This window comes from Hymenobacter cellulosilyticus (genome assembly GCF_022919215.1).
Classification (GTDB): Bacteria; Bacteroidota; Bacteroidia; order Cytophagales; family Hymenobacteraceae; genus Hymenobacter; species Hymenobacter cellulosilyticus.
This window is the reverse complement of record NZ_CP095046.1, coordinates 4,346,142-4,359,580: the sequence shown is the minus strand read 5'-3', so window position 1 is coordinate 4,359,580 and position 13,439 is coordinate 4,346,142. Positions and strand designations below refer to the sequence as shown.

Below are 13,439 nucleotides of genomic sequence, written 5' to 3'. Positions count from 1 at the left end.
AGAACAAGAATCGGTTACGGATACAGCAAGGCCCCGTGGAGCAGCGTCTCTACGGGGCCTTGCTGCGTCTGCTATACCCTTGAATTATCTTATGGCGGGTGAAAGATAAAATCATTGATTGTGTAGATATGACCTTAGGATTTGGGGTGTATTTTCTAAAATGATATAAAATATATTGATACATACCTTTTGATTAAGAGTGTATTTGGCTATACTTGTATGAATGCAGCTGAAAGGACTGTAAAATTTGAAGGGTGTGTAGTTTTGCGCCCTTGTTTGATTGCCCGCTCCGCTTTTCCTATCCCACCCACTCGTAAAACCGTCTCTCTTCGTCGTCCTAATTCCTTAGGCATATGGTACTGCAGCCGCTTCCTACCGTCGTTGTTATCGGCAATGGCATGGTGGGCTATAAGTTTTGCGAGAAGCTTCTTGCCAAAACCTCGGCCTTCAATCTGGTCGTCTTCGGGGAAGAGCCCCGCGTTGCCTACGACCGGGTTCACTTGAGCGAATACTTCGCGGGCAAGACGGCCGATGACCTGCTCATGGCTCCCCTGCAGTGGTACCACGACCATAATATCACCCTGCACCTGGGCGACGCGGTGCAGGAAATTGACCGGGCCAGCCAAACGGTACACGCCCGCAGCGGCCTGGTGCAGCCCTACGACTACCTAGTGCTGGCCACCGGCTCCTCGGCCTTCGTGCCCGACATTCCCGGCGTAGAAAAAGCCGGGGTCATGGTATACCGCACCATTGAGGACCTGGAGGAAATCAAGGCCTATGCTACCACCGCCAAGCGCGGCGCCGTCCTCGGCGGCGGTTTGTTGGGGCTGGAAGCGGCCAAAGCCTTACTCGATTTGGGCGTGCCCCAAACCCACGTCATTGAGTTTGCGCCCCGCCTCATGCCCCGGCAGATCGATGCGGCCGGCAGCCAGATGCTGCAAACCAAGCTCGAAGCCCTAGGCCTGCAAATTCACCTGAGCAAAGCCACCAGCAGCATCGTCGGGGAAAGCAAGATTGAAGCCCTGCACTTCGGCGACGGCTCCGTGCTGGAAGTCGACATGCTGGTGATTTCCGCCGGCATCCGCCCCCGCGACGAGCTAGCCAAGCTGGCTGGCCTGGAAGTAGGGTTGCGCGGCGGCATCGTCGTCAACGACGAGATGCAAACCAGTGACCCGCGCATCTTCGCTATTGGCGAGTGCGCCCTGCACGGGGGCATGATCTACGGCCTCGTGGCGCCCGGCTACGACATGGCCGAGGTAGTAGCCAGCCAGCTTACCCAGGGTGCCCGGGCCTTCACGGGTTACGACATGAGCAGCAAGCTCAAGCTCATCGGCGTGGACGTGGCTAGCTTCGGCGACCCCTTCATTGCCGAGCCCCACAGCCGCTCCATCGTGTTCGAGGACGCCCATAGCGGGGTCTATAAGCGCATCAACATCAGCTCCGACGGCAAGTACCTGCTCGGCGGCGTGCTCATCGGCGACGCGGAGGCTTATAACATGCTGCTGCAGACCGTCAACAACGAAATCGTGCTGCCGCCCCACCCCGAAGACCTGATTCTGGGGGCCCGGGGCGGAGAAGCCACTGAAGGCGCCGGCGTGATGAGCTTGCCCGACGAGGCTCTGGTTTGCTCCTGCGAGGCCATCACCAAAGGTGCCATCTGCGGGGCCGTCACCGAGCTGGGCGTCACGACGGTGGACAGCATGAAGAAGTGCAACAAGGCCGGCACCGGCTGCGGGGGCTGCGTGCCCATGGTCAAGGACTTGATCAACGGTACGCTGCTGGCCCAGGGCGCCTACATCAAGAACGTGCTGTGTGAGCATTTCGAGTATTCCCGGCAGGAGCTCTTCGACCTGCTCAAAATCAACGACATCCGCACTTACGACGCCGCGCTGGACCACTTCGGTCGGGGCGACGGTTGCGAAACCTGCAAGCCGGCCATCGGCAGCATTTTGTCGGGTTTGTGGAATGATCTGATTGTCAAGCAAAACACGATTCAGGACACCAACGACCGGTACCTGGCCAACATCCAGAAGGGCGGCAGCTACTCGGTCGTGCCCCGTATTGCCGCCGGTGAAGTCACGCCCGAGCAGCTCATGGTCATTGGCCGCGTGGCCCAGAAGTACGGCCTCTACACCAAAATTACCGGCGGGCAGCGCATCGACATGTTCGGGGCCCACGTGAGCGATTTGCCCGCCATCTGGGAGGAGCTCATCAACGCCGGCTTCGAGAGCGGGCACGCCTACGGGAAGTCCCTGCGCACGGTGAAAAGCTGCGTGGGCAGCACCTGGTGCCGGTTTGGCTTGCACGACAGCGTGTCGTTGGCCATCGAAATTGAGAACCGCTACAAGGGAATTCGCTCGCCCCACAAGCTCAAAAGCGGCGTGAGCGGTTGCGTGCGGGAGTGTGCCGAGGCCCAGGCCAAGGACTTCGGCATCATTGCCACCGAGAAAGGCTGGAACCTCTACGTGTGCGGCAACGGCGGAGCCAAGCCCCAGCACGCCCAGCTCCTGGCCACCGACATCGACAAGGAAACCCTAGTGCGCTACCTCGACCGGTTCCTGATGTTCTACATCAAAACCGCCGACCCACTGATGCGCACTGCCACCTGGCTCAACAAGATGGATGGGGGCTTGGCTTACCTCAAAAACGTGGTGGTCAACGACAGCCTGGGCATCTGCGCCGAGCTGGAAGCGGAAATGGCTCTGCTGATCCAAAATTACCACTGCGAGTGGCGGGAGGTGGTCGAAAACCCCGAGCTGCGCCGGCAGTTCACACACTTCGTGAATGCCCCGGAGCTCAAAGACCCCTCGATTGAGTTTGAGCCGGTACGGGGCAGAAGATTGTAAAAGCCTGGTAACAGGGCCCCAAAGCACTTTTTAAAATGGATACGTTGCCGCCCCACCCCGGGGCGGCCCGGAATACCAACGAGCAACACGGGCGCGGTGGGTGGTGTTGCAGCGCCGCTCATTCGCCGCCCAAATTCTTTCAAACAGATCCGAAAACGATGGAAACTGTCATTGACGTAACGTGGGTGGCCGTGTGCCGCGCCACCGACATTCCGGCCGACGGCGGGGCCTGCGCCCTGGTAGAAGGTGAGCAGGTGGCCATTTTCAACTTCGCCCGCCGCGGCGAGTGGTATGCCACCCAGAACCTGTGCCCGCACAAGCAGCAGATGGCCCTGGCCCGGGCATGATTGGCAGCACCGGCGAAGCCTGTGAGCCCAAAGTGGCCTGCCCGTTTCACAAGCGCACGTTTTCCCTGCTAACGGGCGAGTGCCTCAACGGCGACGAGTGTAGCATCCGGACCTACCCGATTAAGGTGGAAGACGGCCTGGTGTTCATTGGCCTGGAAGCTGGGTAGGACTTCTCCCGCCGCTAAAACCTCTGTCTACTCACCGGTAACCACTGTTTATGCCCGAGAATTATACTGCGAATAGGCTTTTTGGGGCGGTGATGTTGGCAGCCTCGTTGCATGGCTCGGCGGCGGTAGCGCAAGTAATAGTGTCGGCGGAGATTCGGCCGCGGACTGAATTACGGGACGGATTCCGGACGGTGAATACGCCCCGGGAACAGCCGGCTTTCTTCGTCGAGCAACGCTCCCGCCTCAACCTGGACTACGGACGCCAGAAGGTGAGCGTGCGGCTTTCGGTGCAGGACGTGCGCATCTGGGCAGCACCAGCCAGGTATATAAAACCGACCCCAACCTGTTCAACGTCTTTGAGGCTTACGGGCAGTACCACCTCACGCCTCGGCTGGCCGTGCGGGTGGGTCGGCAGGTGCTCGACTATGACAACGCCCGGTTTCTGGGCGGGCTGGACTGGGCCCAGCAGGGCCGCAGCCACGATGCCCTGAAGCTGATGTACGCCGACAGCTCGGGCTTCGCTGTGCACGGCGGGGCGGGGTTCAACCAGTCGTTTTCCCTGGAGCCCGCCAAGCTGACTGACACCTACTACGGCGGCGTGGACAACTACAAGTCCATGGAGTACCTGTGGCTGCACAAGGACTTGACCCGTGGCAAGCTCTCAGCCCTGTTTTTCAACGACGGCCGGCAGCATACTGACTCCACCACCTACTACCGGCAGACCTACGGCCTGACCGGCGAGGCCACTGCCGGCCGGGCAACCCTGACGGCCGAAGCCTATTACCAGACCGGCTACGATGCCGCCAGTCGTGCCGTGCGGGCCTATCTGGCGGCGAGCAGCGTGACGCTCACTACCAAGCTCACGCCCCTCACGCTGGGCGCCGACTACCTCTCGGGCTCCGACGCTACCGACTCCCGCAACCACGCCTTCGTGCCGCTCTACGGCACCAACCACGCCTTTTACGGGCACATGGATTACTTCTACGTGGGCAACAACCACGGGCAGAATGGCCGCACCGCCGGCCTGGCCGACTTCTATTTGAAAACCAACTTCAAGCTGACGCCCAAAACCAGTTTGATGGCCCACCTGCACCACTTCGAGTCGCCGGCCGCGGTGTACTCGCCGGGCACGACGGACCAAGCGCTGAGCAGCCGGCTGGGAGAGGAGCTGGACCTGGTGCTCAATGCCAACGTGAGTCCGGACTTCAACTTCAAGCTGGGCTACTCGCACTTTCTGGCCACCGCTTCGCTCGATGCACTGAAGGGGCGCGCCGGGCAGGCCCACAACCAGTGGGCCTGGGCCATGCTCACCTTCAAGCCGGTGCTCTTCAAAAACTAAGCGCGAAATCAGCGCCCTTGCTACGCCAACTTCACCTCTAACCCTCTGTTGACATGGACGATTTGCTGAGTGCCCGGCCGCTGGATAAGCTCGCCATTTTCTCCGGGAAAGGCGTGCAGATGCGCACCTTTCACCTGACTTGGCTCACGTTTTTCTTCTGCTTTTTCGGCTGGTTCGGCATTGCGCCCCTCATGCCCCTGGTGCGCGAGCAGCTCCACCTCGACAAAGGTCAGATTGGCAACATCGTCATTGCCTCGGTGTCGGCTACCATTCTGGCCCGCCTGGTTATCGGCAAGCTTTGCGACACGCTGGGGCCCCGCCTGACCTACACGCTGCTGCTCGTGGTGGGGGCCGTGCCGGTCATGCTAATTGGCCTGAGCAACAGTTACCAAAGCTTTCTGCTGTTTCGGCTGGCCATCGGCATCATCGGGGCGTCCTTCGTCATCACCCAGTTTCACACCTCGATGATGTTTGCGCCCAACGTGGTGGGTACGGCCAACGCCGTGGCCGGCGGCTGGGGCAACCTCGGCGGCGGCATTGCCAACATGGTCATGCCCCTGGTGGCCGCCGGATTTGTGTCGCTGGGCTACGTAGACCGGGCCAACTCCTGGCGCCTGGCCATGGTCGTGCCCGGCCTGATTCTGCTCGTTATGGCTTGGCTGTATTACAAATACACCCAGGATACGCCCCGCGGCAACTATGCTGATATTCAGCGCGAGTCAGCCCAACAGCCCAAAGGCACGTTTCTGCTGGCTCTGCGCGACTACCGCACCTGGGTATTGGCTTTGGCCTACGGAGCCTGCTTCGGTATTGAAATCACCATCGACAACGTGGCCGCCGTGTATTTTGTCGACCACTTCGGCGCCACGATGGTCATGGCCGGTATGCTGGCTGGCATCTTCGGGTTCATGAACATCTTCGCCCGCGGCCTGGGCGGCTGGGTAAGCGACAAGGCCGGCCGGACTTACGGCATGCAGGGCAAGTGGCTGCTGCTGAGTGGGCTGCTGGTGCTCGAAGGCGTGGGTATTGCCTTGTTTGCTCTAGCGCCCAGCCTGCCGCTGGCTATAGCTGCTATGTTAGGGTTTGCCTTGTTTTTGAAAATGGCCAACGGCTGCACCTATTCCATTGTACCCTTCGTGAATAAGCAGGCCCTGGGCAGCGTGAGCGGCGTAGTGGGCGCAGGCGGTAATCTGGGTGCCATGCTGGTGGGCTTCCTGTTCAAATCGGCTTCCATCAGCTACAGCACGGCTTTTCTCTACATCGGTATCGGCGTGGCGGCTGTGGGCGGCCTGGTGCTGCTGGTGCGGTTGGTGCGCCGGGAAATAAGTGAGCCGGCCGCCGAAGCCGCTACCGAAGCGCCCCTGACGCTGGCCGGTGCTTAGGCCGGAAGTTATTTTCTTACTCATTCCCTGGTAACTATGGCCCTGCCTTCCACCGCTCTTCCTTCCACGTGTTGCTACTGCGGCGTGGGCTGTGGCGTGCTGGTCAGGCCCGAGAAGAACGGCGACGTGACCGTGACGGGCAACCCCGACTACCCCGTCAACCGTGGGGCGCTGTGCAGCAAGGGCCTGAATCTGCAGTACACCGTCAATGACCGGACCGACCGGCTGCTGTTTCCGCAGATGCGCTACAGCCGCAGCCGCCCGTTGCAGCGGGTAAGCTGGGACGAGGCCCTGGAGCGCACGGCCGCCGTGTTCAATACTTTCATCGAGCAGTACGGCCCCGATTCGGTGGCTTTCTACGCCTCGGGCCAGTGCCTGACGGAGGAGTACTACGTGCTCAACAAGCTCATGAAGGGCTTTATCGGCTCCAACAACCTCGACACCAACTCCCGCCTGTGCATGAGCAGCGCGGTGGTGGGCTATAAAATGGCCCTGGGCGAGGACAGCGTGCCGGTGTGCTACGACGACATTGAACTCTCTGATTGCCTGCTGGTCACCGGGGCCAACCCGGCCTGGTGTCACCCCATTCTGTGGCGGCGCGTGGAAGCCCATAAAGCGGCCAACCCAGCCACCAAAATCATTGTCGTCGACCCGCGCGTAACGGACACCTGCGCCCTGGCCGACGTGCACCTGCAGCTCATTCCCGGCACCGACGTGGTGCTGCACCAGGCCCTGGCCCGGGTGCTGATTGAAAACGGCGACATCAACCTGTCCTTTATTGAGCAGCACGCCGAAGGGTTTGAAGACTACAAACAAGTGGTGTTGGAGCGCACCGTAGCCGAATCGGCCGCGCTGTGCGGGGTGGCGGAGGCGGATATCCGGTTGGCGGCCAGCTACATTGGCTCGGCCCGGGGCTTCCTGTCGATGTGGACCATGGGCCTGAACCAGAGCGTGGTGGGCGTCGACAAAAACCTGAGCTTGCTGAACCTGCATTTGATAACCGGGCAAATTGGCAAGCCGGGCGCGGGTCCTTTGTCCCTGACCGGCCAGCCCAACGCCATGGGTGGGCGGGAAGTTGGGGGCTTATCGAACCTGCTGCCGGCCCACCGCAACCTGACTAACCCCGCCCACCTGGCCGAGGTGCAGCAGTTCTGGGGCAGTGGCCCGCTGGCTTCAACGCCTGGCTTTACGGCTACTGAAATGTTTGAAGCCCTGGAAGACGGACGCCTTAAGGCCATCTGGATTGTCTGCACCAACCCGCTGACCAGCTTGCCCAACGTGCGCCAGGCCGAGGCGGCTTTGGCCAAAGCCAAGTTCGTGGTAGTGCAAGACATCAGCTCGAAGCCCGAAACCCTGGCCTATGCCGACGTCATCCTGCCCGCCGCCGCCTGGGCCGAGAAGGAAGGCACCATGACTAACTCCGAGCGGCGCATCAGCTACCTGCCCCGGGTGGTGGCCGCCCCCGGCGAAGCCCTTCCCGACGCGGAAATCATCTGCCGCTTCGCCCAAAAAATGGGTTTTGCCGGCTTCAATTTCCCCACGACTGAAGCCATCTACCAGGAGCACACCCGCCTGACGGCCGGCACCACCCTCGATATTTCGGGCCTGACCTACGAGGTGCTGCGCCAGCGCGGCTCGGTGCAGTGGCCCTACCGCCCCGGGCAGGCCGCCCCGGATACGGCCCGGCTCTTCACCGACCACCAGTTTTACACGCCCTCGGGCCGGGCCCGGATTCACCCCGTGGCCGCCGTGTTCCGCAGCGAAGCTCCCGATGAGGAGTTCCCCTTCATCCTGACCACCGGCCGCATCCGGGACCAGTGGCACACGATGACCAAGACGGGCAAAGTCAGCAAGCTTCGCCAGCACATTCCCCAGGCCTTTGTAGAGCTGCACCCCAAGACGCGGCAGCCCTGCACGTGGCGGAAGGCGAGCTGGTCACGGTCAGCTCACGGCGGGGAGAGGTGCGGGTAGCGGCGCGCTTGAGTTCGGGTATCCGGCCGGGTGTGGTGTTTTTGCCTATGCACTGGGGCAAGCTCCTGGGCTCTGATTTGCACCGGGCCAACAACCTGACCTCCGGCGCCGTGGACCCTATTTCCAAAGAGCCCGACTTTAAGTTCTGCGCCGTGCAGCTCGAAAAGTACCGCAAACCCCGGCAGCGCATCGTGGTAGTGGGGGCCGGGGCCGGGGCCTTTGGCTTCGTGAAGACGTACCGGGAGCTGAATCCGAACGACGACATCACGATTTTCAGCAAGGAAGATTTCCCGTTCTACAACCGGGTGATGCTGCCCGACTACATTAGCGGCCACCAGAGTTGGGAGCAGCTGGTTAAGATGCGCGACGAGGAAGAGCCCGGCTATAACATTGCGCTGCTCCGGGGGTGAGCGTGGAGGAAATCAACCGGGCGGAGAAATACGTGGTGGACTCCCGCGGGCAGCGCACCCACTACGACGTGCTACTGCTGGCTACCGGCAGCCGGGCCGCCGTGCCCCGCCACGTGCCCGCCCTGCCCGGCATCTTCACCATGCGCAGCCGCCTCGACGCCGACCAGTTCAAAAGCCACCTGCCAGCTCAGAACGCCCACGTCGTGATTGTGGGCGGCGGGCTGCTGGGGTTGGAAATGGCCGCTTCCCTGCGCGAAACCGGGGTGCGGGTATCCATCATTCAGCGTATTTCCCGCTTCCTGGACCGGCAGCTCGACGCCTTGGGCAGCCAGCTGTTGCAGGAAGAAATGGTGGACCAGGGTTGCGAGCTGTATTTCAACGACGAAGTAGAGCTGTTTTACGGCCGGGCTCAGCTTACCGGCGTGGGCCTGAAAAGCGGCCGCCGCCTCGACTGTGACGCGCTGATTCTGGCCATTGGCACGGTGCCCAACCTGGAGCTGGCCCGGGCCAGCGGCCTGGCGTGCGGCCGCGGCGTGGTGGTCAACCAGCGCCTGCAAACCTCAGACCCCAGCGTGTTTGCCGTGGGCGAAATTGCCGAGTTCGAAGGCACGCTCTACGGGATTACGGCCGCGGCCGAGCAGCAGGCGGCCGTAGTGGCCCGCTACCTGAGCGGCGACGTGGGCAGCCTCTACCGGGGCAGCACGTTTATGAACATCATCAAGATTCATGGCTTCGATTTGTGCAGCATCGGCCTGCCCGAGTGCCCCACAAATGATGGCAGCTACGAGGAAATTGTGTTTATCGACAAGGCCCGCCGCTACTATAAGAAGTGCATCGTGCACCAGGACCGGCTGGTGGGCGCCATTCTCATCGGCGACAAAGCCGAGTTGCAGGAGTTTCGGGCGCTGATTGAAGGCAAAATCGAGCTCAGCGACAAACGTCTGCAGCTGTTGCGCAGCGGCCGGACGGTCACTCCGGTCCTGGGCAAGCTGGTCTGTAGCTGCAACAATGTGGGCCGGGACAACCTGCGTCAGGCTATAGCCGGGGCTGCACCACGCTTCAGGAGCTCTGTGCCACCACCGGCGCCGGCACCGGCTGCGGCTCCTGCCGGCCCGAAGTGCAGCAGTTGTTGGCCACGGAAATTGCCCAGGTGGTAGCCTTAGCCGTCCCTGCCCAGGAGCTCATCACCGCCACTTACGCCGCGCCCGAATGAAGCCGTCCGACTCTGCTCTTGCTGTTGTTGCCGTAAACTTGCCGGGCGGCATCGTGCCGGCCGGCGACCTGCTGGCCCTGCTCAGCGCTGCTGAAGCCGCGGGCATCGAACAGGTGCAGCTCGGGCACCGCCAGCAGCTGCTATTGGCCGTGGAGCCTGCCCGGCGGCGGGCTTTGCTCCAGGCCCTGGCCGCGGCCGGGGTGCAGGCCGAGTCCGACCCGGAAGCGTATCCCAATATCGTAAGCTCCTACGTGGGCGAGGAGGTGTTTTACCAGGCGGCCTGGCTGCGGGAAGGCGTGTACAAGGACGTGCTGGACCTGTTCGACTACCGGCCCCGGCTCAAGATTAACCTGGTCGACAGCCGCCAGACCTTCGTACCGTTTTTCACCGGCCACCTCAACTTTATTGCCTCCGACACGAGCAACTACTGGCATCTGTATGTGCGCTTTCCCCGCACGGGGCAGCTCTATGCCTGGCCCCACCTCGTGTATTCGGAGGATGTACCCGTGCTCAGTGCGGCGGTAGAGCGGGTGGTATTGGCGGGGCCAGCACCCATAACCGACTCTGCCGAAGCGGCCGGAGCGCGGCTGTATGCCCAGGTAAGTGCCGCCCAGCCCCTAATGCAGCGCGTGGTAGCCGGGGCGCTGGTGCTGCCCCCGTTTATGCTGCCTTACTATGAGGGCTTCAACCGCAGCGGGCAGCAGCTGTGGCTGGGCATTTACCGGCGCAACGAGCTTTTTTCGGTGGCTTTTCTGCAGGACGTGTGCCGCGTGTGCCTGCTCACGCGGGTGGGTCAGCTGTGCACCACGCCCTGGAAGTCGTTGATTATAAAAGGTATTGCTCCCGATGTGCGTAGTCAGTGGGACGCCGTGCTGTGCCGCCACCGCATCAACGTGCGGCACGCGGCCAATGAGCTGAACTGGCAGGTGGAAGACAGCTGCCCCCAGGGGCTGACCCTTAAGCACGAGCTGGTGCGCTACCTCAACGAGGAAGACGTGCGCACCTATCAGCTGTGCTTTGCCGTCAAAACCCGGCCCCAAACCGGCCTGTTTGGCTCCATCATCATCCGGACCCAGCCGGCGCGTAATGGGGCCGAGCAGTACGAAATCCTGCATACCCGCGACTTCAACCCCAACTCCCGGGACTTTGTCGCCTTCCGCCAGCAGATACGCGCCGATATGCTGGGCTGGTATCTGGCCGAGCTCTGCCACCAGTTCTACGGCCAGCTCAGCGCCCCGCCTGCCGCACCCGATATAGTTGCCCCGCCGGAAGCGCCCGTGGCCGCGGCTTCTCTCGTGCCGCGGTGCCGGCGCTGTCTCACCGTCTATGACCAAGCCTACGGAGATGTCACGCAAGGTATTGTCCCCAGTACACCCTGGGCGAAATTGCCCTCATATCAGTGCCCAACCTGTGGGGCACCCGGTGGCGAGTTTGAGCTGTGGGAAGAGCCGGCCCCGCGGCATGGCGTCCTGAGCGTCTCCGCCTGAATCCTGTGTGACGCCAGTAGCTTGATTTTTCAACCCCGCTTTCATGCCCCGTACTTTGCCTGTTCGTTCGCAAAAACCTCAACCGCGGCGCCCGGAGTCCGCAACCACTACTGCAGCACTTCGGGTATATGCGTAGCAGCAGTATTATCCCGGAACTGTATGTGGTAGGCGCGGGTCCCGGCGACCCAGAGCTGCTCACGCTCAAGGCGCACAAGGTGTTGCAAACGGCCGAGGTGATTCTTTACGACAACCTGGCCAACCAGGAGTTGCTGGCGTTGGCGCCGGCTGCCTGCGAGTGCGTGTACGTAGGCAAAAAGCCATACGGCGAGTATACTCCCCAGGAAACGATTCACGAGCTTATCCTGGAAAAGGCCCGGGCCCGCGGCCGGGTTATCCGGCTTAAGGGCGGCGACCCGTTCATTTTTGGGCGGGGCTTCGAAGAAATTCTGTTTGCCCGCGCCCACGGCATTGCCACGCACTACATTCCGGGCATTTCAAGCATGCAGGCCCTGGGCTTCGAGGACGTGCCCCTGACGCACCGCATCGTCAGTGAGGGCGTCTGGATGGTGACCGGCACCAAAAAGGACGGCTCCCTGTCGGCCGATCTGCGGCTGGCCATGCAAAGCAACTCGACGGTCGTGATTTACATGGGGCTGAAAAAAGCCGCCGAAATTGCCGCCGCCTACTGCGCCATGGGCCGCGGCGACACCCCGGCCGCCGTGGTACAGCACCTCACGCTGCCCCAGCGCAAGCTGGCCATCGGGCAGGTGCGCAACCTGCCGGCGCTGGTCGCCACCCAAGGTATTACCTACCCGGCTCTCATCGTCATTGGCGGGGTGGTGGGCCTAGGCCATAGCGTGCCCGCCGACTAGTATTTTCTACGCCAGGGCCTTGGTTATCAGGGTTAGCGCCTCCTTAGGCAGCGGGAGCTGCAGGGCCAGTTGGTGCCCGCTGGGTGTCATCTTGCCCCAGGTTTTCTGCACGATGTCGATGACTTTCTCTTCGGGATGCTGGCGGGCAAAGTCGAGGAAGTAGTACTCCAGAAACACCAGGCAAATCACGTCTTCCAGCAGTTGCACGTCGGGGTCGCGGGTGAGCTGCTGCTTCTGCAGCAGGGCCTGCACCCGGGCTATCGTTTCGGCGTCGTAGCCTACCCCGGTCAGGATTTGCCCGGCTACCTCGGCGTGGTATTTTTTGAGTGTATTGCGCCACTGGTGGTAGCCGACGCGGTCCATCGAAAAATCCTGGCGCGGAATGGCCCAGCGGCGGATGTGCTGGCAGCGGGCGGCCAGCTGCACGGCTTCGGGCGCCTCGGGTGCCACCCGGGTCAGGCAGGCACTCATGCGGTGGCCGTAGAGTAGTTCCTTGGGCCACGTGCGGCCGTCGGCGTCGGTTTCCTGATTGGGGTCTTCGGCGTTGGCAGCATCAAACTGTGCCAGGGCAGCAGGGAAGCGGGCGTCAGAAAAGCTCATGGGCGGAATACAAGGCGCAAGGCCAGGTGAAGTTCTCTGCTAACCACGCACGCAACCACTAGGAAAGCAACAATGGGGCAGGAATAAAACTCGAATCTTTCTGCCGGCCAGCCGTGTGAGCAAGGGCCGAAAAGCAAAACGTCATGCAGAGGGCTGCCCTCCACATGACGTTCCATTTCGTCGTCTGAAAGCTGGTCTACAGCTCCATAATGTCCTCGTTCCAGAGCGTGGGCTCGGCTTCGACAAACTCATTCATCATGTCGACGCACTCCTGCAGGTCCAGGTCCACGACTTCCACGCCGTGGCTTTCCAGAAAGGCCCGCGACTCGCCGAACGTGCGCGACTCGCCCACCATTACCTTCGGGATTTTGAACTGCACGATGGTGCCGGCGCACATGTAGCAGGGCATCAGGGTGGTATAAATCACCGTGTCGCGGTAGCTGCGCTGGCGGCCGGCATTGAAGAGGCAGTCCATTTCGCCGTGCTTGATGGGGTTGTCTTCCTGCACGCGCTTGTTGCGCCCACGGGCCACGATTTTACCGTCGCGCACGAGTACCGAGCCAATCGGAATACCGCCTTCTTGGCGGCCCTGGCGCGCCTCGTCGATGGCAGCTTGCATGAATTCGTCCATGATATTTCTTTTTTGTGGGAAGTAGAGGGTAAAGAGAGTAAAGGTAGGGCTCCTAAACAGGTTTTCTTGGGACTCAACCGAAAAACGTCTGTCATCCTGAGCCCTGCGAAGGACCTAGCTCCATGTTCTAATAAGGCTTATTTAACGTTCGAAGCTCTTATTAGTAAGCGACTT

General features: G+C 61.6%; 8 protein-coding genes and 3 pseudogenes. 9 read left to right on the top strand and 2 right to left on the bottom strand.

Annotated elements, in window-relative coordinates; genetic code table 11:
- Nucleotides 1-353: 353 nt before the first annotated feature.
- From nirB to cobA, 9 genes and pseudogenes are all read left to right on the top strand, one after another.
- A complete protein-coding gene (nirB, locus tag MUN79_RS21450; RefSeq protein ID WP_244674602.1) occupies nt 354-2,846 on the top strand; it encodes a nitrite reductase large subunit NirB in 2,493 nt (830 codons plus the stop codon).
- Nucleotides 2,847-3,004: 158 nt separating this feature from the next.
- A pseudogene (nirD, locus tag MUN79_RS21445) lies at nt 3,005-3,360 on the top strand (nitrite reductase small subunit NirD).
- A 169-nt stretch (nt 3,361-3,529) separates the two neighbouring features.
- Nucleotides 3,530-4,699, top strand: coding sequence for an alginate export family protein (locus MUN79_RS21440; protein WP_311136791.1), 1,170 nt, complete (start codon nt 3,530-3,532; stop codon nt 4,697-4,699).
- A 53-nt stretch (nt 4,700-4,752) separates the two neighbouring features.
- A complete protein-coding gene (locus MUN79_RS21435) occupies nt 4,753-6,081 on the top strand; it encodes an MFS transporter (protein ID WP_244674601.1) in 1,329 nt (442 codons plus the stop codon).
- 36 nt (nt 6,082-6,117) lie between these two features.
- Nucleotides 6,118-8,462, top strand: a pseudogene (locus MUN79_RS21430) (molybdopterin oxidoreductase family protein).
- Nucleotides 8,459-9,322 (top strand): annotated as a pseudogene (locus MUN79_RS31970) (NAD(P)/FAD-dependent oxidoreductase); the annotation flags it as partial. The pseudogenes MUN79_RS21430 and MUN79_RS31970, both read left to right, overlap by 4 nt.
- A 140-nt stretch (nt 9,323-9,462) precedes the next feature.
- Nucleotides 9,463-9,675, top strand: a complete 213-nt coding sequence (locus MUN79_RS31965; RefSeq protein WP_375378268.1) for a (2Fe-2S)-binding protein — start codon at nt 9,463-9,465, stop codon at nt 9,673-9,675.
- Nucleotides 9,672-11,162: a rubredoxin gene (locus MUN79_RS21425; protein ID WP_244674600.1), complete on the top strand. Its 1,491-nt coding sequence runs from the start codon at nt 9,672-9,674 to the stop codon at nt 11,160-11,162. The genes MUN79_RS31965 and MUN79_RS21425 overlap by 4 nt, the downstream gene beginning before the upstream one ends.
- 128 nt (nt 11,163-11,290) lie before the next feature.
- Nucleotides 11,291-12,034 (top strand): uroporphyrinogen-III C-methyltransferase, encoded by a 744-nt coding sequence (cobA, locus tag MUN79_RS21420; RefSeq protein WP_244674599.1) that lies wholly within the window; start codon nt 11,291-11,293, stop codon nt 12,032-12,034.
- Between the two features lie 6 nt (nt 12,035-12,040).
- Here cobA and MUN79_RS21415 read toward each other — a convergent pair whose 3' ends face one another.
- The gene (locus MUN79_RS21415) at nt 12,041-12,634 is read right to left on the bottom strand and encodes a DUF4202 domain-containing protein (RefSeq protein WP_244674598.1); all 594 of its coding nucleotides are present in this window, start codon (nt 12,632-12,634) and stop codon (nt 12,041-12,043) included.
- Between the two features lie 196 nt (nt 12,635-12,830).
- The gene (locus MUN79_RS21410; RefSeq protein ID WP_135391741.1) at nt 12,831-13,265 is read right to left on the bottom strand and encodes a nucleoside deaminase; all 435 of its coding nucleotides are present in this window, start codon (nt 13,263-13,265) and stop codon (nt 12,831-12,833) included.
- Between the last annotated feature and the right edge of the window lie 174 nt (nt 13,266-13,439).